Raw genomic sequence first — 19,950 nt, forward strand, 5'->3', positions numbered from 1 at the left:
CGTCTTCCATGGAAGACGGTGCGGAACACGACCAACCGCGCGGCCGGCGCCCGGCTTGGCCGGCCCGGCGAGGATGCGCGGCAGGGTCGTCTTACCGCAGCCGGATGGGCCGACGAGACAGCAGAACTGACCGTCGGGGATGTCGAGATCGACCTCCCGCAGGGCGACGACATCTCCGGTGGCAGCGGGGAACGTGCGCCCCATCCCCTGCATCGCGACTCCCGGCAGGTCGAGCAGTGCTGTAGCACCACCTGCCGACCGTCCTCGTGCACCGGCCATAGTGGGGTGCCTTCCGCGCGTCGCCGGCCTATCGGCAGGCGTGCACCGCTACGGCAGGTCCCATTCCACGTCGAGGCCGGTGGTGACCCGCAGCGTCGCGTTGTCCTCGCAGCGCAGCTCGCCCGTGGTCAGTCGAATGCTGGGCAGCCGCCGCACCAGCGTCTCATAGGCGATGGTGCCTTCCAGCCGTGACAGGCTGGCCCCGATGCAGTGGTGGGAGGCACGACCGAACGTGAAGTGCAGACGGGCCTGCCCCCGGCCGGGGCAGAAGTCGTCGGGATTCTCGAAGACGGCAGGGTCGCGGTTCGCGGCGCCGTTGACGCAGTAGAGCCGCTGGCCCTCGCTGATCTCCACGCCACCGATCTGCAGATCGTGGGCCGCCTTGCGCCAGACCGCGCGCACCGCGCTGTCATAGCGCAGTGACTCCTCCACCAGCTCCGCCATCGTGTACCTGCCCGCGACGACGGCTTCCCAGCGCTCGCGATGCGACAGCATGTGGAACATGCTCAGCGTCAGCCAGTTGGCCGTGGTCTCGTGCCCGCCGGTCACCAGCGCGATCGACTGCTCCACGATCTCCGGGATCGTCATCGGCTCCTTCGCCGCCAGCGCACTCTGCACGAAGTCGGTGAGGCCGTCGTCACGCGGATTGTCGCGGCGGTCGAGCACCTGAGCCTTCATGAAGTCGTGGAAGGCGACCATGTCGCGCGCATTACGCTTCCACTCCTCCATTTCCATCTTCCCCCAGGCCAATCTGACCCGAGCCGCCGCCCAGTTGTGCAGATTGTCGGCATCTTCGCGAGTGAAGCCCAGCAGATTCGAGATCACCTGCAGCGGGAACGGATAGGCGAACTCTCGGTAGAAATCCGCCTTTCCATTCCCCTCGAACTTATCGATGAGTTCGTCGGCAATCTCGCGAATCGGCTCCTCCAACGCGGCGACTCGGCGAGGCGACACCGCTGCGAGGGTGGGTCGGCGCTGACGGGTGTGGTCGGGCGGGTCGGTGGCGCGCAACGGCGAGACGTAATCGATCGCGGAGAGGATCTCCGCGATCTCCGGCGGGGGCGGGGTCATGACACCCAGCCCACCGCTGGGGAACCGCTTCGCGTCGCGGAAGATCTCCTCCAGGAGCGCGTGGCCGGTCACCACCCAGGCGTCGATCCGCTCCGACCAGAAGATCGGCGCCACCGCCCGCGCCGCGGCCCACACCGGGAACGGGTCATCGACGGTCTGGCGCTCGAACGGGTCAAAGGTCGCTCCCAGCTCGGCGACGGATTCGGTGTCCGTGGACATGACATGCTCCTCAATCAGTAGCAGGAATCGACCCGCGCCCACGAGGCGCCTGGGCGGTTGAGTTCATCGCGGTACCCCGACCTTCTCCTCATAGATCTCACGCCGGAAGGCGTTGAAGGCCGTCGGGTCTTCCGGGAAGAGTGCGGGTGCCTGGGCACAGGCCTGTGCCCAGTTGTCGCGCACCTCCTCCGGGGAGAAGGCTCCCGGGTTCGGCGACTGGTAGCCCACCGCCGCCGAGGTGAAGACGGTGCGCATGCTCGCGGCCGTGGAGGCGAAGAACCGACCGGTGACGTCGCAGTCCTCGTGGCAGAGCCAGGCGGCGGCGGGTGCCACCAGCTGCGGTCCGCGGTCGATGGTGGACGAGCGCCGGTAGGCAGGCTGCACCGACGCGTTGCCGCGGGTCATGGCGCCGGGCAACAGACCGTTCACGCCGATACCCGCCCCCGCGCCCTCCGCGGCGAGCGCCATCGTCAGCCCCATCAGCGCCCCCTTGGCGGCGGCGTAGACCTCGAAGCCCGCGCTGCCGATGAGTACGCCCTCCACGGAGCAGACGTTCACGACGCGTCCGTAGTTTTGGCGGACGAAGTGCGGCCAGGCGGCCTGCAACACCTGGACGGAACCCACGACGTGCACATCGAGCGCGCTCATCAGGTCCGCTTCGGTCAGCTCCGGCAGCGGCCGGTTGATCACGACGCCTGCGTTGTTGACGACGATGTCGACGCGGCCGAACCTTTCCAGCGCCTTCTCGACGATCGACGGCGCGCCCGTCGGGTCGGACACGCTGCTCCGGTCGGCGACGGCCCGCCCACCCAGCCCGTTGATCTCGGCAGCGACCTGGTCGGCGACACCGCCCGCATAGGCGTCGCCGCCGAACTCGGTACCGCCGTGGCTCACGCCCACGTAACGCTGGGCATCGGCGGAGACACCGATGTCGTTGACCACGACAGCGGCGCCACGCGAGGCGAGCAGCAATGCGAACTCCCGGCCGAGCCCTCGCCCGGCCCCAGTGACGACGGCGACGCGGCCGTCAAAGCGCACCTGGTCGGTCATGACCCCACCACATCCTGATAGATGCCAATGCGGAACGCGTTGTACTCGGCGACCGTCGCGGGCGACATCGCGTCCGCCGTCGACCTGATCGCGGCCCACTCATCGCGCACGTGCTCCAGCGTGAACGCGGCGGGCGTCGGGCATTGATAGCCGCGCGCCGCTGACGTGAACACCTCGCCGACGCGACCCGCGCCGGCGGCGAAGTAGCGACCCGACACCGGGCACTCCTCGTGCGCGAGCCAGGCGGCCACAGCGGCGACCTGCTCGGGCTCGAACGCAATGCCCCGGTCGTAGGAGCGCTGCACCGACAGCGCGGCCCGGGTGGTCGCAGTCGGCAGCAACCCGTTGACCTGGATGCCGAGAGGGGCACCCTCGGTCGCGAGCGAGCGGGTCATGCCCGCCAGCCCGCCTTTGGCAGCGTCGTAGGCGCTGTGTCCCCCGACGCCGACGAGCAGACCCGCGATCGAACCGACGTTCACGACGCGCCCGTAGCCTTGGCCGGCGAGATGCGGCCATGCCGCGCGCGTCACCCGAAACGCGCCTCCGACGTGCACCGACCACAGCGCGCGTAGGTCGTCGACCGTCTGGTCGAGGAACGCACCGTCGAGCACGATTCCTGCGTTGTTGATCACAATGTCGAGCCGGCCGAACGCGGCCAGCGCCTCGTCGACCACCGAGCGCGCACCGTGCTCGTCGGCGACGTCGGCAGTGCTCGAGACGGCGGTGCCACCCTCAGCGACGATCTCGGCGGCGACAGCGATCGCCGCCTCTGCGGCGTCGGGTTCGGGCGGGTAGCGGTCGGCGTCGCTGGAGACGCCGACATCGTTGACGAGCACAGCGGCGCCACGGGCTGCGAGCAGCCGCGCGAACGCTCTGCCCAGCCCGCGCCCACCGCCGGTGACGACGGCGACGCGGCCGTCGAAGCGCAGCTCAGCTCCCATCGCGCACCGACCAGGCGACCGGCATGGAGGCGAGCCCGCGCCAGCGGTTGTAGTGGTGGCGTACGGCAGCACCCGCGGCGTGCAGGTCGGGTAGCGTCGTGAGCAACTGCGTCACAGCGATCTCCAGCTCGGCTCGGGACAACTCGGCACCGAGACAGCGGTGGATTCCCGAGCCGAAGGTCAGGTGGTCCTTGGCGTTGGGACGGTCGATGTCGAAGACGTCGGGGTCGGCGAACTTCGCCGCGTCTCGGTTGGCGGCGCCGACGACGATGAGTACCCTCTCCCCGGGCTGCAGCTCTACCCCGCCGATCTGGGTGGCCACCCGCACTACCCGATACTCCGCCTGGAGCGCCCCGTCGAAGCGCAACGCCTCCTCCACCGCGGCGGGCACGAGTGCCGGGTCGGCCCGCACCCGCTCCAGAACGTCGGGGTGCGCGAACAGCAGCGCCATCGTGGTGGCGATCTGCGCGCTCGTGGTGTGCAGTCCCGCCCCCAGCAGCAGGAGCAGGGTGTACAGCAGCTCCTTCTCGGTGAGCGTGTCGTCGCCCTCCTTGGCCGAGAGCAGCACGCTGATGATGTCGGACCCCGTGCCCGCCCGCCGTTCCCGGATCAAGCCCGCGAGGTAGTCGGCGGTACCCGCGGCCGCCGCGGCCGCGGCGGCGTCGATACGCTCGATCTCCGCCGGATCGGGGGCCAGGTAGTGCACCACCCCACGCGAGGCCTTGATCGCCTCGAGCCAGCTCTGCCACCGCGCGCCGTCCTGGTAGTCGACGCCAAGCAGCTTCGCGGTGACCCGCCCTGGCAGAAGCGCGCCGAAGTCAGTGGCGAGGTCCATCCGCCCAACGGGGCGGATGTCGTCGAGCAGTTCGGTGGCGACCTCGCTGATGAAGTCGCGCTGCTGCTTGATCGCCCGGAACGTGAACGCATGCGTCACCAGCTTGCGCAGGCGGGTGTGCTCGGGTGGGTCGGCGGTGTGGAAGTTGCCGTCCTTGCGGCCCGGCTGTCCGAACACGTCGGCGGTGCGCAGGATCGTGCGCACGTCGTCGTAACGGGCGAACACCCGGTAGCCGGACGGCGAATACCAGCCGGGGTGCGCCAGGAAGAACCGGTAGACCGCGGTGGGGTCGTCGTTGAACTCGGGCGTGGCAAGGTGCGCGAGCACGGCCTCCTCGTCGAGGACGTCCGCCCTCGATCCTGCTGTCATGATTCCTCACTCAGTTCGATGGCGACTACCGGGCACGAGTACGCGGCCTCGCGGACGACGGCCTCGTGGTCGGCCGACGGATGCGCGATGATCACCTCCGCGGACCCATCGTCGCGCTGAGCGAACACGTCAGGGGCGAAGGCGACGCACTGGCCGGAACCAACGCACCGGTCCCCATCCACTGACACCCTCATGCGTTCTTCTTGATCTCTGTGAGTGGGGGCAGCAGCAGTTCGGAGTTGGTGACGAAGAACTGCTGGATCACCTCGTCGCCCATCGGCGCGAGCATCTTCAGGAACTTGCGTTTGATGTCCTTGCCACCTTCGATGTGCGGGTAGTCAGTCGACCAGCAGTAGCTCGTGCGCAGGTGCGGGTAGGCCGCCAAGTACTTGTCGACCGGCTCGAAGTTGTTGAACGGGGTGACCCGTACGTTCGATGCGATGTACTCCGAGGGCAGCTTCGAGATGAATGGCTTCATGCGCGCCGCGTAGACGTCGCGCGCCCACATGTCGAGGTTGTCGGCCCACGGGCCCAGCCAGCCCGCGCCGATCTCGATCGCGCCGAACCGCAGGTTCGGATGCCGCTCGAACACACCGCCGAGCGTCATCGCCGTCAGATAGTTGCAGATCGGGAACGAGACGGTGGCGAAGGAGAACGGCTCGGAGCCCAGTTCGTGGCTCTCGACCTTGCCCGGTTTGAAGGCGGGCGCCCGGCTCCAGTCCGGCGACTTCACGAAGCCCGTCTCGCCGCCCACGTGCACGAGCACCGCGATGTTGCGGTCGGCCAGCATCTGCCAGTACGGGTCGAGGTCGGGGCTGGCGGGCGATCGGCCGCCCGGCGGTTCGCCCGCAGGAAGGTTGATCGCGAGTACGCCGCGGTCGATGAGGTCCTTGGTCTGCTCGAACAGCTCTTCAGGAGAGCTACCCGGCGACACGTAGGCGACGGGGCGCACCCGCTCGGGGTCGACTTGCGACTCGCGCACAACCCAGTCGTTGTACTCGGTGATGCCGTCGAGCCCGAGCTTGCGGATCTCGTCCTCGGGCAACGTCAGGCCGTATCGGTCACGGTGGGTCGCCTCGTTGCCCGCGTACAGGTGGTTGGCGAACAGGGCGAAGCTCGGGAAGACGAACTGACGCGCGACACCCATGACGTCCATGACCGCGATGCGTCGGGTCATGTCGAACGCGCCAGGCGCTCGGCTGCCCCGGATGTTCCACACGTTCTCGTCGGTGATCTCCTCGAGGTCACCTGCGACGCCGGGGTTATAGAAGTCGTTGGCACCGGTCTTCTTCAGCACCGGCTCGGCAAGCTCGGCGATGCGGGCTGCGGCCGCACCGAAGACCTCGCCCCACAGGTGCGAGGGCGTCATCTCGTGCGCGTCGATGTCGAGGGTATGGTCCAGGAGATCGAGTGTTTCCGCTGATAGATCCGTCACGCTTCCTCCTTGATGCGCTGTGCCCCGGCCGTTGACCGCGCGGACGGTGGCGGAAGGCACGACCTGACCTCGGGTGACACAGATGATAGGCCACGCCTCCACCGGTTGCCAACACTCGTGTTGAAAATACCCGCAGGCGACTTTCGGCGCCTCGACATGCTGCGAGGGGTCCGTCTTACGAACCAGGCGACCCTCCGCCCATGTGACCGGATACGTCGAGGCGCACAGGTTCAGATGTGTCGCGCCCCATTCCACCCAGGCGGCGATCTCTCGTCGAGCATCGCCTCGGCAGGCCGCGCCCCCTGGAGCACCGGCCGCCGATCGCGGGCTCGCCTGCGGCCCACCGGCCGCGCAGCGCGTCCCCGGGCCGCGTCACCGGCAAACTCCTGTCCAAGGCTATTCGGACGGTGCCGATGCCAGTAAGTCCCTTAAAGGATCGAGGCCTTCGCCACCACGTCGATCTCCGTGATAGCGAAGAAGGTCCACTCTGAGGTGACGACGATGTCGCTCGCGGCAGCAAGCGCGAGGCCTGCCCCGATCGCGGCACCGTTCACCGCGCAGATCACCGGAACCGCGCAGTGCCGCACGCCTCAGCAGGCTTCGCGGGTGGCCATGCCGACACCTCGGACGCAGGCGCCGACGCGCCACGGCCGACGATGTCGACCAGGGCGGCCTTCCGCCGAGTTCCAGCACCAGTCCTCCCGCGACCTGCCGGCGAAGTCAGCGTGGGATGAGAGCCTTCACCGATCCTGACAGGAATCCACATCCGCACCGCGGGGCCGCACAAATTCAACGTAAGCGTTGGCGATTGGCGCGCATGCTGCTACTCTCGGCCAGTCGGCAGGGGCGCCCTCGAAGGGGCGCGAGAGTTCTGTGAGGGCCAGATGGGTCGAACCACGAGGTACGTTTCGCTGCGGCAGTACGCCGAAGGACGTGCGATCGTACCGGACGACTTCGCCTTGCGGACCGGGCCGGTGCCCGAACCACCTCCCGGTGGCGTGCTGGTCCAGACGTTGGTGCTCTCGCTCGATCCCACCCTGCGTGGCTCGATGACCGGCCGCTCGGACTTCTACAACCAGCAGTTCGCGCTCGACGAGCCCATTCACTCTCGCGGCGTCGGGCGGGTGATCGCAAGCCGGAACGACGACTTCGTCGAGGGCGATCTGGTGAAGGGCCGCTTCGCGTGGGCGGACTACTCCGTCGCAGGCCCACTTGCGGGCTTCGGCGCGGGCAACGGGCTCACCCACGCCCGCCCGGCCGACGTGAAGCTCTCGCATCACCTCGGTGTGCTTGGCAACACCGGCTACACGGCGTTCTTCGGCATGATGGCGGTCGCGCGACCGAGACCCGGCGACACGGTGTTGATCTCCGGAGCGGCGGGGGGCGTCGGCTCAGTGGCCGGGCAGATCGCGCGAATCCTGGGTGCCAAGGTGTACGGCTTGGTGGGCTCGGAACGCAAGTCCGCGGTGTTGACGGGGGAACTCGGGTTCGACGGCGCCCTGGTCTACCGAGGCCAGGACCTGGCCGACCGGCTCCGTGCGCTCATACCCGGCGGCCCGTCGATCTACTTCGACAACGTTGGCGGGGAGCTGTCGCAGCTCGTGATGGACCAGATGCCGTTCCGCGGCAGGGTCGTCGAGTGCGGGCAGATCGCGACCTACGGCGAGCCTGATGGCGGCCTGAAGGTCGACATCAAGCCGATCCACCTGCGAGGCTTGAGCTTCGAGGGCTTCGCCTGGACCCAGTACTCCGAGTTCTTCCCAGCCGCGAAGGCCCAGTTGCAGCACTGGATCGCGACCGGATCTCTGCGCGTGCTGGAGACGGAGCGCCACGGTCTGGAAAGCCTGCCCGAAGCGTTCGTCGGGATGATGGCCGGGGAGAACATCGGGAAGATGACGGTTACGGTCGCGGAGTAGCCCAATAGGCAACAGCTGTGTTGAAAAGTCGTCGCCGACGCGTCCTCACCGCAGCACCCACTCGGGCCGAACAACCCGCCAACGGCCGCGCGCTGGACGTGGACACCCGCATTCTCCCGCGTCGGCACCGCCTTGAGCTGCTTGTTCTCCTCCTCCAGCATGTCCTCGGACGATAGCGGGCCACTCGCCGGCTTCTCCGCCGTGCCATCCGCCTGGGCCTGACGTACCCCCGGTCACGCAGCGTCTCCCGGCTGATCCCCAAGCCCTGGGCCACCGACATCGGCGTCCACGCCGGATCGGACAGATACCACGCGACGGCGTCCGCCTTGAACTCCGGCGGATACGACTTCATCGCCGCGCGGAACTCCTTGTCTCCGGATCTCCATCATCCGGTATTCAAGGTTCCACACTTCAGGGGCAAGACCCGGTTCCGGGGAGCGCCAACTGGACGTGGTCGCAGATCACGACACTGCCCGGATCAGCAACGACGGGCCGATGACCACCAGCGCTCCGGCTGCGGCCGAGCACATACGGCCGCAGCCGGCGGACTGCGAACCGACCACGCCCCGCCCGTGATCCACGCCGCCGTAGCCCCTACCGGCCCAGAGGCGAGCAGGGGCCTTGGTGGCCGCATCCCCCACGGTGAACCGGACGCGTTGATCAGCGATGTTCGGCCATCGCTCGGTCTATCACCTCCGTCAGAGCCACCTCGGGATTGGCGAAGGCCTGTCGGCTTACCGGTATCCGTTGTGCCAAGGCTCGACGGACCGCCAAATAGTCCTTGGGTCGGTTCACAGCGTGGATCGCCACCAAGTCCTGGCGGCGGAAATAGACGACCGAGAAGCGCTCCTCGTCAAGGTTCCCGAACAGCAGGTGCTCGTCGAAGTCGTCCGCCAGTCCGGCAATCTGCAGCTTCAGCGTGTCCTGATCGGACCAGAACCACGGTACGGCTGAGTAAACACCGCCCTTGTCGGCGACATCGGTCCCGACGGCGCGGCCCTGGTCGATAGCGTTCTGCACAGACTCCAGCCGAACTGACCCGGCGCCGGTCAACGGATCGGGAAACTGAGCACAGTCGCCGGCCGCCCACACGAATGGCCTGCTCGTGCGGCCGGATTCGTCGACCAAGATCCCGCGGTCGCAGGCGAGGCCAAGCTGGTGAGCAAGCTCCAGTCGCGGCGTGAGGCCGACGCCGACGATCACGACGTCGGCCGGCAGGCACCGGCCGTCGGCAAGCTGCACAGTCGTCACGACCCCACCCTGCCCAGCGAACCGACCGGCGGGAGCGGTGAGGTACACATCCGTGCCGCGCCTGCGGTGGGCGGCCAGCAGAGCCTCGGAGACCATCGGGGCGACCGACCGCGCAAGCAACCGCTGGTCGGCCTCGACGACCGAAACGCAGTGCCCGAGCCTACGGGCACTGGCCGCGACCTCGAGGCCGACGAAACCTCCGCCGACGACGACTACCCGGCGTGGCCCATCGGCAAGCGCGGCGCGGATGGCCCGCGAGTCGTCGATGGTACGGAGATAGAAGACGCCGTCTAGGTCGCTTCCCTCGATCGGCAGCCGAGTTGGGGTGCCGCCCACAGTGAGCACGAGTCTGGAGTAGCGGATCGTGCGGCCGGAGCGCGTCTTCGCGATGCCGGCGCTCCGGTCCTCGGGCCGGGTCACCGTGACCACGGCGTCGCCGGTCACCAGTTCGACGTCACCGTCTCGGAAGACTTCCGGGCGCGCCAGGGCAAGCTTGTCCTCGGCGACTTCGCCGAGCAGGAAACCCTTGGAGAGCGGGGGGCGCTGATAGGGCAGCCACGGCTCCTCGCCGACGAGCGTGATCGGGTCGTGGTATCCCGACCGCCGTAGTGTCAAGGCGACGTTGAGACCAGCTTGGCCGGCCCCGACGACGAGGGTCCCGTCGCTCATCGCCCGACCTGCTCTTTCTCGTCAGGCGAGGTCGCCGACGCTTCCAGCAGCCGGTACTTCTGCACTTTGCCACTAGGAGTCGTGGGCAGCTGGTCGATGAACTTGACAATCCGCGGAACCTTGAAGCTCGCCAGCCGGTCGGCGGCGTGCCGGACCAACTCCTCCGGCGCGACGGTCATGCCCTTGTGCAGCTGGACCCACGCGCAGGGTACGAAGCCGAGTCGCTCGTTGGGGATACCGACGACGGCGGCGCGGTCCACGACGGGGTGCGTGTGCAGCGCCGTCTCTACCTCGACCGGGTCGACGCTCTCACCACCGACCCGAAAGGCGTCGCCGTGGCGGCCGACGAAGGTCACATTGCCGTCGGCGTCGGTCCAGGCGATGTCGCCGGTGTTGAACCAGCCGTCCTCGTCGAAGACCTTGGCGGTCTCCTCCAGCTTGTTGTGGTAGCCGGTCGTGATCAAGGGGCCTCGCAGCCGCAGCGATCCGGGGGTCCCGGCCATGACCGGCGCCCCCAGGTCGTCGACGACCTTGACCTCGAGCCCGTCGAGCGGCGTTCCGACGGTTCGCAGGGCAGTCTCCGATGGATCGTCGAGTTGAGGAAGCAGCGCCATCGACGCCGTCTCCGTCATGCCGAAGCAGTTGAGGCAGCGGCCGAATCGAGCGCTGACCTTCTGGGCGAGGTCGTACGCAAACGGTGTGATCGAGACCCGGACCGAGGAGAGATCGAAGGAGTCGATGGCGGGGTCGTTGAGCTGGTCGATGTAGGTCGTCGGGACACCATAGACGACCGTGGCTCGTTCTGCCGCCATGAGCTCCAGCGACTGCGTGCTCTGGAAGCGTTCCATCAGCACGAGCTTTGCGCCGACGGAGGTCAGCAGGACCAAGCCGGCCATGAGTGCGTACACATGGAACAGCGGGAGATAGAGAACGACGCAGTCCTGCTCAGTCAGCCGGAGCCGTTGTGCGGCGCTGAGCAGCGACGGCAGGAATCGATGAGTATGGACGGCGCCCTTGGGCAGGCCGGTCGTACCTGAGGTGTAGAGGATCACTACCGGGTCGGCGGGTTCAACAGGCGAGGATGGGCTGAGGCGTTCGGGGCGATCCCGCTCGACGTCCGCCCAATCGACGACCTCGCGCGAGGTAGAGCCGCCCACAACCACGACGGTGAGATCGCGGCGCAGGAGTCGCCGGATGCGCAGGGCATCGTCGAGGTAGCTACGTGAACGAAACTCGTCGGCTACGACGAGCACTCGGGCGCCGGATTGTTCGATCTGATATTGCGCCTCGGGCACGGAGAGCACGGTGTTTATCGGCACCACGACCGCGCCGGCGTGAACCGCGCCGAAGAAGGCGACCGCCCACTCCACCCGGTTCGGCAGCCAGATCGCCACGCGATCGCCCTTTCCGACGCCGAGTGCTCGCAGGCCTGCCGCTGCTCGATCGACGCGGTCGCGAAGGTCGCGATAGGTGTAACGCGTCGGCCCATCGACGATGGCGACGCGGTCGCCGAAGCGGGCCACCGTACGATCGAGTAGGTCGATGATGGTGTGATTGGATCCGATGTCGGTCGGCGATTGCATACTCTGCGCGGCCTTCCCTTGTGCGGCTGTCGGTATTAATGCGGAACTTCCGGCACGTCACCAGGCCCGACCTGCACGTCGACGACGAGTGTGGTGTCCTGGGCGTCCGCGGCGGCGATCGCCGCAGGGACGTCCCCGACGGAGTCGACGGTGATGCCGCGCGCCCCGATCGACTCCGCCACGGCGGCTGCCGCCGCCGGTGACCAGCGCAGTGGGTTCGGCGGTGGCGCACGCGGCGCCGATCGCGGAGCCCATGCCGAGGCCGACCGCGCCGAACGATGTGGAGAGCACCTGCTGGGCGGCGCCGGGGGTGTCAGTGTACTTGAACGCCTCGCCGAGGAGCCGCCCGCCGTCAAATGCGACCATCCACGCTTCGGGGAGCGCGGCGTTAAGCGCGCTGAGGACTCCGGCGAAATCCAGCCGGTCCCGCAGCGGCGCCGTCCAGCGTAGATCGTTTGGGGACGTGTGTGCGAGCACCTCGTCCCGGAAGAGGCGGACGGTAAGCTCACCGGCGTCGAGCCGGTCGATGAATTCCGGGGCTACCCTGGCTGCGTGGCCGTGGACCGCTGTGGCGGGGGTGCTGTCGCGGCCCGGCTTGGCGCGGTCGATGTCAACGTGGACGACCGCCTTGCGCTCGGTCGGTTCGTTGCGGCCGGTCGTCCATGTGTCGAGGCTCGCTCCGAAGGCGATCACGCAGTCGGAGTCAGCGATCGTCTGTGTGCCGCGATCGGTCGACAATGTGCCGAACACGCCGGCCGAGCCCTCGTTGGCGCGGTACAGGTTGCACGCCCGGAGGGTAGTGGCCGGCGGGGCGTCCAGGCGCTGTGCGAACTCGAGGACGGCGGATCGGGTGTCCTTGTCGAGAGCACCCCGGCCCACCAGGACCAGCGGGCGGCGGGCCGAGGCGATGACGCCGGCATCGCCGATGAGCCCGAACATGGTGGTGACGCCGCAATCGGCCACTGCGGCAGCGATGGCCTCGTGCACCAACACGGCGCGATCCCCTCGATCGGATGACTGTCGGGGCCTGTCCCGTGCGTCGGCACCCGTGCACCACATTGAACCGCCAAACCGACCCGAAGACAACATCGATGTTGAATCGATCACTCACAGCGTGATTGGACAATCGTTATATCAACACAAGCGTTGAATATTGCGCAGAGGCAGGCTAGTGTGCTGACTATGTCGACTGCTCGAGACGTCACGGCGCCCAAACCTTCAGCGGCGGCCTTAGATGTGGATCCGGCGCTATTCCGACACGTCCTGGGTCACTTTCCCACCGGAGTGACCGTCATCGCGGCGACCGGCTCCTCGGGGCCGGTGGGCTTGGCGGTTGGCTCGTTCTTCTCCGTCTCGTTGGACCCGCCGCTCGTCGGCTTCTGTCCAGCCAACTCCTCCTCCTCCTGGCCGGAGATCAAGCGCGCGGGCTCATTCTGCGTAAACGTTCTCGCGCAGGACCAGGTGGCAGTGTGCCGCCAGTTCGCAGTATCCGGCGGAGACAAGTTCGCCGGGTTGAGCTGGGACACGACCGGTAGCGGGTCACCGCGCCTCGTCGACGTCCTGGCCTGGATCGACTGTGATGTGGAAGCCATCTACCCCGGGGGCGACCACGACATCTGCGTAGGCCGAGTACGCGCCCTCGCGGTCGAGCGCAGCGCCGGCCCGCTGCTCTTTTATCGCGGCCGGCACGAGATCTCCTGACAGTTCACCCTCATGTTCACTGACTTCGGCGCGTTGCCCTCAAGCGGCCGCCTCGGATACGCAAGATCCATCATCACGTAGTCTTTTCAACAGCAGTATTGACGCTAGAGTTTGCTCGGTCGCCCACCGGGGCGACGTCCCTGCGACGCGCGAAGCGCGAAAGGTATGGATCGGTGAAGACTGGACTGAGTTTCTTTTTCATGGGCACCGGCAAGCAGGGCACTGACCAGGATGTCTATCGCGAGGACGTGGCCCTGGCCGAGATGGCCGAGCCGCTCGGCTTCGACTCGGTGTGGGCAGTCGAACACCACTTCACTGACTACTCAATGATCCCGAATCCGCTGCAGTTCCTGGCCTACATGGCCGGCCGCACCGAACGGGTCGAACTCGGGTCGATGGTCGTGGTCTTGCCGTGGCACAACCCAGCTCGCCTGGCGGGTGAAATCGGGATGGTAGACAACCTGTCGAACGGCCGCTTCCGGCTCGGCCTCGGCCGCGGGCTGGGCAAGGTCGAGTTCGACGGTCTCGGCGCCGACATGTCGTCTTCGCGCGAGGTGTTCGATGAGTCGGCGGTGGCCATCCTTAACGCGCTCGAGACCGGCGTGATCGAGTCCTCGGGGCAGCACGTTTCCATCCCGAAGCGGGAGCTTCACCCGCGCCCGACCGGCACCTTCGTGGGGCGGACCTACGGAGCGGCTGTCTCCCCGGAGTCTGTCCTGTCGATGGCGCGGCTCGGCGCCGGGCTGATCATCATTCCGCAGAAGCCGTGGGAGACGGTCATCCGCGAGGTGGCGATGTATCGCGAGGAGTTTGCCAAGCACCACCCCAACCGCGACGCCCCGGCGCCCATCGTCGCCACGCATGTCTTCTGTGACCCGGACGAGGCGTACGCCAACGAGCAGGGCGAGCACTATTCGGCGCTGTACTACCACCGGGTGATGGAGCACTACGAGCTGGCCGGTCGACACTTCTCCAAGCAGAAGGGCTACTCCTACTACGCCAAGGTCGCGGACCGACTCGAGACGTCCGGGAAGGACGAGGCCGCCCGTTTCTACAGCGACCTGCACGTCCAGGGAACGCCGCGACAGTGTCTCGAAAAGCTTGAGTGGATCAAGGACGCGGTTGGTGCCGGCACCCTGATCAGCTTCTTTTCCTACTCGGGAATCCCGTTTGAGACATCTAAAAAGAATCTCCTCCTCTACAGCGAGGAAATCCTTCCTGTGGTGCAGCAGTGGAAATGACCGACGGTGGCATCCGGATGGGCCAACGCGGTCGCGTTGCCCAGGCCACCATCGACCGGCCGCCCGCCGGTCAACGCGCCGGCGCGCGTAACCTACCGTCGAATCGCTGAGCTCCTCAGTTCGTTCCGGTACTGCGACGACATATCCGCCGTGATCCTCACCGGTGCCAGTGCTCCGTTCCTCAAAAAACGACGTCGACGCTGACGAGGCTCGGGGGGCCGGGCGACCCCAAGCCCAGGGGCGGGCGCGGATGTTGAGCTGGGTGGTCGCCATGGCGGTGACGTAGGCGACCTCATCGGGGTCGGCGAGGATCTGTCCGGCCAGGGCCTGGCGGCGGAAGATGCGCCACCAGGCTTCCTGCAGGTTGAGCCGGCAGGCGCCTTTTGGGGATGAACACCTGCTGGATCCGCGGGTGCTCGGTGAGCCATTCGCGGGTGGAGACGCTGTTGTGGCCGGACAGGTTGTCGGTTGGCTAGGACGGCTTCAGCTGGACCCGTCTGTTGATCACTAGGTGAAAATGTGGCGGCTTGAAATGGCCCCACCCTGACCGGTCGGTGTTCTGTGCTACCGAACCTTGAGTGGTTCGACAGACCCTCAACTAGGGTTGATATCCCGTTGCCACTGGTCGGCCTGGCCGAGCACGCGCATGCCGACAGCCTCATAAACACCCGTGGCGTTCGTATCGTTTGCGCTGTCAACATCGACACCGACCATGTGGCGACCACATGCCTTTAGCTCGGCGAACGCGGTGAGCAGAAGGCAGCGGGCCAATCCTCGCCCTCGGTAACGCTGCTCGGCGCCCAGCCAGGCGATCCAGCCGCGGTTCGGCTGCGAGCGGGCGATCAGCCCAGCCGCTGGGGTTCCCTCGACCTCGGCGATCCACCACAGGCTGGGATCGTGACCGTCTCGCTGTTGTTGATCGGCCCAGAACTCCTCGAACGTTCGACGGTGGTGGTTCCAGTGTCCGCTCAGCGCTTCCTCCAGCACCGCGTGCAGGCGGCGCCGATCGTCGTCACCAGCCGCGATCCGAATCTCGGTTCCGGCCGGCAGCTGCGGAAGGGAGGGCCGTTCGCCGTTCAAGTCGATGATCAGGCGGCTGTAACGACGGACAACGTGCCAGCCATGATCTTGGAGCGCGGGCGTGGCGAGAGCTTGAGGCATCTGGAAAAGCGTGACGCTCTCACGCTCTCGGCCTGCTGTCGCGGTCTGTTTGTGTGCCCATTCCTCGATCTGCCGCAGTAGCGCATCGGTCAGGGAGTCCGGGGCGACGGGTGACACTCCAAGGTGCGCGCGGAGCCGGTCGGCGTGCGGAGCGGGATGGAGCGCGGCAAAGCCGAGGATGTCACCGTCCTTCTCATATACGCGGCTACGTCGCTCCAGATCCAGCTCTGGCATGATCAGGATCTGCCGGATGTCGGCCTCGTTGGTCTCTGCACGTCCGATCTCGGCCAGCTCGATCGCCTGGAACAGCTCCGTCAGGGCTGTCAGGTCGTTCATCATCGCGGCGCGTATCTGCATGCCGGGACTGTCCCAAGGCAAGCGGCGCGCGGCAACATCTTTCCGGATGCAGGCCTGTCATGCACAGCGCGAGATACGCCCCCACCTCCGCGATCTCCCCCAATCGCCCTCTTGGCCGGCACACGTCCCCACTACTCGAACTTCGGTGGCACGAGACAGTCGGCTGCTGGGTGATCGTGCGGTCTTTGCTCTCGGGGGCCGCCGCCCCCGAACCCCTGCCACGCGAGGGCATCGCCCGCCCGCCGGGCGCGATGGCGGGCGTGGAGTGGGGTGGGCGATGCCCTCGCCTCGATGCGCGGGGCAGGACGGTATCGGGGTTCGCCGTTGTGCTGTGCCTTGGTGCGGGCCGCTCGCCGGCTTCTTCACCGGGCCCGTCCGCTTCGTCGCCGCCGTGCCACCCATCCTGGGCGCGGCCTGGATCAACCAGCCGGCAGCCGTCATACGAACACCTGCCTTAACGATCTTGACAGGTTCCGGAGCGCGCCGCGCGTCACGGAGGGAATTCCGCGAACGTCGGACACGACAGAAACATCGGCGTCCCGGAGCGGCCTAGGAACTCCGCCGACGGGCGGCGTCAGCCTCGCCCAGCAGCGTCAGCAAGGCGTCGAGCTCCGCGTCGGCTCCGACGTCGACCGGCACCTGCTGGCTGCGTCGAAGCAGCGCCTTGGCGTAGCGGACAGCCGGTTCCGGGTTCCCGGCGATGCCCCGAGCCAACTCGACGGCGGCCGCCGGCAGGTCCGCGGCCGGGGTGACGCGCAGGGCAATCCCGTACTCCACCGCCTCCGCGGCCGTCAGGCGACGTCCGGACAGGACGAGCTCGCACGCACGCGCGTAGCCGACCAGGCGCGGAAGCCGCTGGGTGCCGCCCCCACCCGGGACGAGGCCACGGGTAACCTCGGGCAGTCCGATCTGCGCATGGTCCGCGACCAGACGTATGTCACAGGCGAGCGCCATCTCAAGCCCGCCGCCGAGGGCGAACCCGTTGATCGCGGCGATCGTCGGCTGGGGTAGCTCGGCGAGCTGCTCGATATCCCGGCTGCGCCGCATGCGGTCGCGGCGAGAGACCGGATCCTCCGGGCTGCCCGCCTCCTTAAGGTCCATGCCCGCGCAGAAGAAGCGGTCGCCCGTGCCGGTGAGGATCACCGCCCGCACCCCGCGGTCGGCCGCGACCGCTCGCCATAGCGAGGCCAGTTCGTCGCGCATGACCTGGTTGCGCGCGTGAGCCGCCTCCGCCCGGTCGAGCCGGACCGTGAGCACCCCCGACTCGAGCTCTGTGCGCACAGTCGTCCCGCAGGCCCCGGGGACCATGTCCGTCACGATCCGGAAGGGGAGCGGATCTCCCCGTCGTCGCCGTATTCGTAAATTCCCCGCCCGCTCTTGCGTCCGAGCCGGCCCGCCGCAACGAGGTTGCGCAGGCCCACGGTCGGGCGAAAGCGCTCCCCCAGGGTCTCGGTCAACGACTCGAGCACGCGCAGGTAGGTGTCGAGGCCGTTGCGGTCTCCCAGCTCAAGGGGACCGATTGGAAAGTTGAGCCCAAGGCGCAGCGCCCTGTCGATGTCCTCGGCGGTGCCGACGCCCTCCTCCAGCATGCGCAGGCACTCCAACCGCACGATCGCCGAGATCCGCGAGGTCAGGAAGCCAGGGCTGTCCTTCCGGCAGACAACCGTCTCCTTGCCCAGAGAGGTCGCGAAGCGGCAGGCCGCCACGACCACGTCGTCGCTGGTCTGCAGGCCGGGCACCACCTCGACCAGGCGCATGAGCACCGCGGGGTTGAAGAAATGCAGGCCGATGACACGTGCCGCCCCGTCGCCGACGGCGCTCGCGATCGAGGTGATGGAGAGCTGCGAAGTGTTCGTGGCGAGCACGGCGTCGGGCTTTGCGGCGGCCGCCGCCTCGACGAGCACGGCCTGCTTGACCTGCAGCGCCTCGACGACGGCCTCGACGACGAGGTCGGCGTCCGCCGCCGCGTCACCGAGCGTCGTGCAAAGCCGCAGCCGACTCAGGGCCTGCTCACCTTCCTCGGCGGCGAGTCGTCCCTTGGCGACCAGCTTCTCAATGCTCGCGTTGATGCCTTCGCGGGCACGCTCCAACTGCTGCGGCGTCGCGTCGTACAGGGCGACGTCGTACCCGGCCGTCGCGGCTAGCTGGGCGATGCCAGAACCCATGATGCCGGCGCCGACAACGGCAACCCGGCGGATGTCGCGTACTGGTGTCATGACGCGAGAATAGCAATGTTCTCAACGTTTTTGTTGAAATTCTTGCGAGTCGGCGCTACGTTACCGATGTGGATGAGCCTGAGCTGATCGTGCGCACCGACGAGGCGGGGATAGCCCAGCTAATCCTCAATCGCCCAAACGAGCTGAACGCCTGGACCTACTCGCTCGAGTCCGCGTTCTTCGCGGCCCTCGACGCCGCGGCGGTCGACCCGGCGGTTCGGGTTGTGGTCGTCACCGGCGCGGGCCGCGGTTTCTGCGCAGGGGCGTCGTTTTCGCTGCTCGGCAACGGTTCGGCGACGGAGCGCCCGGACCGGGCCCGGCGGCGACGGCTGTGCGAGCTGACCGAGTTCGCCAAGCCGGTGATCGCGGCGATCAACGGGCCGGCAGCCGGCCTCGGCTTAGCCCTCGCCCTGTCGTGCGACGTCCGGTTCGCCGCTGCCGAGGCGAAGCTCACCACCTCGTTCGCGCGGCTGGGTCTCGTCGCGGAGCACGGGGTCTCCTGGCTACTCCCCCGCGTGGTTGGCTTTGCTCGTGCAAACGACCTGCTGCTCTCCGGTCGGACCCTGACCGGCACCGAGGCCGCCGAAATGGGCCTGGTGAACAGGTCGGTCGAGAGCGGCGCGTGCCTGGAGGAGGCGATGGCGTACGCACGCATGCTTGTCGCCACGGGATCTCCGGCCAGCTGGGCGACGATCAAGCGTCAGCTACTCAACGCGGATCGCCAAACCCTGTCCGTCGCCTACGAGGAGGCGATGATCCTGATGGAGCCTGCCCTGGCGTCGGCCGACCATAAGGAGGGTGTCCGGGCCTTCCGGGAGAAACGGTCTCCGCAGTTCGCTCCCCTGTCCTCGAAGCATCCCGTATGACCTGTAGGTCGTCCTCGAAGCATCCCGTATGACCTGTAGGTCGTCCTCGAAGCATCCCGTATGACCTGTAGGTCATAGTGGGTCTGGATATCGAGGAAACCCGGTGACACCACCAGGCCGGTCGTGTCAACGACCGCGGTGAGCGGTCTTGCCTGCCTCCTTCGCGTTTCCCAGGAAAACGATTCGCCCACCCGCGGCGCCGACATCGCCCTGCCAAGGCGGCACACCGGTCCCGTCGACGACCGTCCCGCCGGTGATCAACACGTCATGCATCATCGCTCCACGGCATCGACATCCGCGGCCCGGCCGCCGCCACGCTCGTCATCGAGGGCCGGTCCGACACCCGATGGCATCGGCGCCGGGCGAAGTACCACCTACCATCGACGCGGACGTACCAGTCCCGATATTGCAGCATGCACCACTGTCGACCATCGAGGACCGATTCCACTTCAGCGCGGCAGTACACGATGCCGCGCGCGTGATCGGCGTCGTCGAAGTCGACAGTGTGGTTGCCGAGGAACCGATCGTACGGTCGCGGCTGCCGCAGAACGCTGCCGAGGTAGGACTCGAATCCGTCATGGCTGATCTCGTAGAGAACGACACGCACATCCGGCGCGAACAGGTCGGCCAGGGCATCTATGTCGCCCGAGGAGACCGCCCGCGCATAGCGGTGCGGCAACTGCTGAATCGCCGTCAGTGACCCAAGAAGGTCCGTGCGTTCCGTCACTTGTGCCTCCGTCTTGCAACTGCTGGATCGTCCTGGTGACTCGGACTCGACCAATCGTCACCG

At 67.5% G+C, this 19,950-nt stretch carries 19 protein-coding genes and 1 pseudogene; 4 read left to right on the plus strand and 16 right to left on the minus strand.

What is annotated here, in order from left to right; genetic code table 11:
* The 8 genes from ABT130_RS37335 to ABT130_RS37370 all read right to left on the minus strand — a co-directional run.
* On the minus strand, positions 1-204 hold a 204-nt coding region (locus ABT130_RS37335; RefSeq protein ID WP_350963737.1), incomplete at its 3' end, for an ATP-binding cassette domain-containing protein.
* A 123-nt stretch (positions 205-327) separates the two neighbouring features.
* Positions 328-1,569 (minus strand): cytochrome P450, encoded by a 1,242-nt coding sequence (locus tag ABT130_RS37340; RefSeq protein ID WP_350963740.1) that lies wholly within the window; start codon positions 1,567-1,569, stop codon positions 328-330.
* 63 nt (positions 1,570-1,632) lie between these two features.
* Positions 1,633-2,619: an SDR family NAD(P)-dependent oxidoreductase gene (locus tag ABT130_RS37345; RefSeq protein ID WP_350963743.1), complete on the minus strand. Its 987-nt coding sequence runs from the start codon at positions 2,617-2,619 to the stop codon at positions 1,633-1,635.
* The gene (locus ABT130_RS37350) at positions 2,616-3,560 is read right to left on the minus strand and encodes an SDR family NAD(P)-dependent oxidoreductase (RefSeq protein ID WP_350963746.1); all 945 of its coding nucleotides are present in this window, start codon (positions 3,558-3,560) and stop codon (positions 2,616-2,618) included. The genes ABT130_RS37345 and ABT130_RS37350 overlap by 4 nt, the downstream gene beginning before the upstream one ends.
* Positions 3,550-4,764: a cytochrome P450 gene (locus ABT130_RS37355; RefSeq protein WP_350963748.1), complete on the minus strand. Its 1,215-nt coding sequence runs from the start codon at positions 4,762-4,764 to the stop codon at positions 3,550-3,552. Before ABT130_RS37355 ends, ABT130_RS37350 begins: the two co-directional genes overlap by 11 nt.
* On the minus strand, positions 4,761-4,958 hold the full coding sequence (locus ABT130_RS37360) for a ferredoxin (RefSeq protein WP_350929553.1): 198 nt from the start codon (positions 4,956-4,958) through the stop codon (positions 4,761-4,763). Before ABT130_RS37360 ends, ABT130_RS37355 begins: the two co-directional genes overlap by 4 nt.
* Positions 4,955-6,454 (minus strand): amidohydrolase family protein, encoded by a 1,500-nt coding sequence (locus tag ABT130_RS37365; protein WP_350963750.1) that lies wholly within the window; start codon positions 6,452-6,454, stop codon positions 4,955-4,957. The genes ABT130_RS37360 and ABT130_RS37365 overlap by 4 nt, the downstream gene beginning before the upstream one ends.
* Positions 6,455-6,627: 173 nt before the next feature.
* Positions 6,628-6,786: an enoyl-CoA hydratase-related protein gene (locus ABT130_RS37370; protein ID WP_350963752.1), complete on the minus strand. Its 159-nt coding sequence runs from the start codon at positions 6,784-6,786 to the stop codon at positions 6,628-6,630.
* Between the two features lie 297 nt (positions 6,787-7,083).
* Between ABT130_RS37370 and ABT130_RS37375 the strand changes: the two genes are divergently transcribed.
* Complete coding sequence (locus ABT130_RS37375) at positions 7,084-8,115, plus strand: zinc-binding dehydrogenase (protein ID WP_350963755.1); 1,032 nt, start codon at positions 7,084-7,086, stop codon at positions 8,113-8,115.
* A gap of 128 nt (positions 8,116-8,243) precedes the next feature.
* Here ABT130_RS37375 and ABT130_RS37380 read toward each other — a convergent pair.
* The 4 genes and pseudogenes from ABT130_RS37380 to ABT130_RS37395 form a co-directional block, all read right to left on the minus strand.
* A pseudogene (locus tag ABT130_RS37380) lies at positions 8,244-8,467 on the minus strand (transposase); the annotation flags it as partial.
* Positions 8,468-8,775: 308 nt separating this feature from the next.
* The gene (locus ABT130_RS37385; RefSeq protein WP_350963757.1) at positions 8,776-10,035 is read right to left on the minus strand and encodes an NAD(P)/FAD-dependent oxidoreductase; all 1,260 of its coding nucleotides are present in this window, start codon (positions 10,033-10,035) and stop codon (positions 8,776-8,778) included.
* Positions 10,032-11,618 carry a class I adenylate-forming enzyme family protein gene (locus tag ABT130_RS37390; RefSeq protein ID WP_350963759.1) on the minus strand — a complete coding sequence of 529 codons (1,587 nt, stop codon included), beginning with the start codon at positions 11,616-11,618 and terminating at the stop codon, positions 10,032-10,034. Before ABT130_RS37390 ends, ABT130_RS37385 begins: the two co-directional genes overlap by 4 nt.
* A gap of 57 nt (positions 11,619-11,675) precedes the next feature.
* Positions 11,676-12,611 carry a hypothetical protein gene (locus ABT130_RS37395; protein ID WP_350963762.1) on the minus strand — a complete coding sequence of 312 codons (936 nt, stop codon included), beginning with the start codon at positions 12,609-12,611 and terminating at the stop codon, positions 11,676-11,678.
* A 189-nt stretch (positions 12,612-12,800) separates the two neighbouring features.
* On the opposite strand from ABT130_RS37395, the gene ABT130_RS37400 reads away from it, so the two are divergent.
* Both ABT130_RS37400 and ABT130_RS37405 read left to right on the plus strand, forming a co-directional pair.
* Entirely contained in the window at positions 12,801-13,319 is a 519-nt protein-coding gene (locus ABT130_RS37400; protein ID WP_350929657.1) for a flavin reductase family protein, read from the plus strand.
* A gap of 173 nt (positions 13,320-13,492) precedes the next feature.
* Complete coding sequence (locus ABT130_RS37405; protein ID WP_350929567.1) at positions 13,493-14,560, plus strand: LLM class flavin-dependent oxidoreductase; 1,068 nt, start codon at positions 13,493-13,495, stop codon at positions 14,558-14,560.
* Positions 14,561-15,154: 594 nt separating this feature from the next.
* On the opposite strand, the gene ABT130_RS37410 is transcribed toward ABT130_RS37405, so the two are convergent.
* The 3 genes from ABT130_RS37410 to ABT130_RS37420 form a co-directional block, all read right to left on the minus strand.
* Positions 15,155-16,078: a GNAT family N-acetyltransferase gene (locus ABT130_RS37410; RefSeq protein WP_350963765.1), complete on the minus strand. Its 924-nt coding sequence runs from the start codon at positions 16,076-16,078 to the stop codon at positions 15,155-15,157.
* Between the two features lie 549 nt (positions 16,079-16,627).
* A complete protein-coding gene (locus ABT130_RS37415; protein WP_350963768.1) occupies positions 16,628-17,359 on the minus strand; it encodes an enoyl-CoA hydratase/isomerase family protein in 732 nt (243 codons plus the stop codon).
* Positions 17,360-17,391: 32 nt separating this feature from the next.
* Positions 17,392-18,294: a 3-hydroxyacyl-CoA dehydrogenase family protein gene (locus tag ABT130_RS37420; protein WP_350929575.1), complete on the minus strand. Its 903-nt coding sequence runs from the start codon at positions 18,292-18,294 to the stop codon at positions 17,392-17,394.
* 68 nt (positions 18,295-18,362) lie between these two features.
* On the opposite strand from ABT130_RS37420, the gene ABT130_RS37425 reads away from it, so the two are divergent.
* The gene (locus ABT130_RS37425) at positions 18,363-19,160 is read left to right on the plus strand and encodes an enoyl-CoA hydratase-related protein (protein WP_350963771.1); all 798 of its coding nucleotides are present in this window, start codon (positions 18,363-18,365) and stop codon (positions 19,158-19,160) included.
* Positions 19,161-19,425: 265 nt separating this feature from the next.
* On the opposite strand, the gene ABT130_RS37430 is transcribed toward ABT130_RS37425, so the two are convergent.
* Positions 19,426-19,887, minus strand: coding sequence for a nuclear transport factor 2 family protein (locus ABT130_RS37430; RefSeq protein WP_350929579.1), 462 nt, complete (start codon positions 19,885-19,887; stop codon positions 19,426-19,428).
* Positions 19,888-19,950: the final 63 nt, after the last annotated feature.

This window comes from Streptosporangium sp. NPDC001681, assembly GCF_040298085.1.
GTDB lineage: Bacteria > Actinomycetota > Actinomycetes > Streptosporangiales > Streptosporangiaceae > Streptosporangium.

Excerpts from the sequence above, each read along its gene's own strand:
- ABT130_RS37340 (WP_350963740.1), bottom strand. The coding sequence starts at position 1,569 with ATGTCCACGGACACCGAATCCGTCGCCGAGCTGGGAGCGACCTTTGAC.
- ABT130_RS37345 (WP_350963743.1), bottom strand. The coding sequence starts at position 2,619 with ATGACCGACCAGGTGCGCTTTGACGGCCGCGTCGCCGTCGTCACTGGG.
- ABT130_RS37350 (WP_350963746.1), bottom strand. The coding sequence starts at position 3,560 with ATGGGAGCTGAGCTGCGCTTCGACGGCCGCGTCGCCGTCGTCACCGGC.
- ABT130_RS37355 (WP_350963748.1), bottom strand. The coding sequence starts at position 4,764 with ATGACAGCAGGATCGAGGGCGGACGTCCTCGACGAGGAGGCCGTGCTC.
- ABT130_RS37360 (WP_350929553.1), bottom strand. The coding sequence starts at position 4,958 with ATGAGGGTGTCAGTGGATGGGGACCGGTGCGTTGGTTCCGGCCAGTGC.
- ABT130_RS37375 (WP_350963755.1), top strand. The coding sequence starts at position 7,084 with ATGGGTCGAACCACGAGGTACGTTTCGCTGCGGCAGTACGCCGAAGGA.
- ABT130_RS37385 (WP_350963757.1), bottom strand. The coding sequence starts at position 10,035 with ATGAGCGACGGGACCCTCGTCGTCGGGGCCGGCCAAGCTGGTCTCAAC.
- ABT130_RS37390 (WP_350963759.1), bottom strand. The coding sequence starts at position 11,618 with ATGCAATCGCCGACCGACATCGGATCCAATCACACCATCATCGACCTA.
- ABT130_RS37400 (WP_350929657.1), top strand. The coding sequence starts at position 12,801 with ATGTCGACTGCTCGAGACGTCACGGCGCCCAAACCTTCAGCGGCGGCC.
- ABT130_RS37410 (WP_350963765.1), bottom strand. The coding sequence starts at position 16,078 with ATGCAGATACGCGCCGCGATGATGAACGACCTGACAGCCCTGACGGAG.
- ABT130_RS37420 (WP_350929575.1), bottom strand. The coding sequence starts at position 18,294 with ATGACACCAGTACGCGACATCCGCCGGGTTGCCGTTGTCGGCGCCGGC.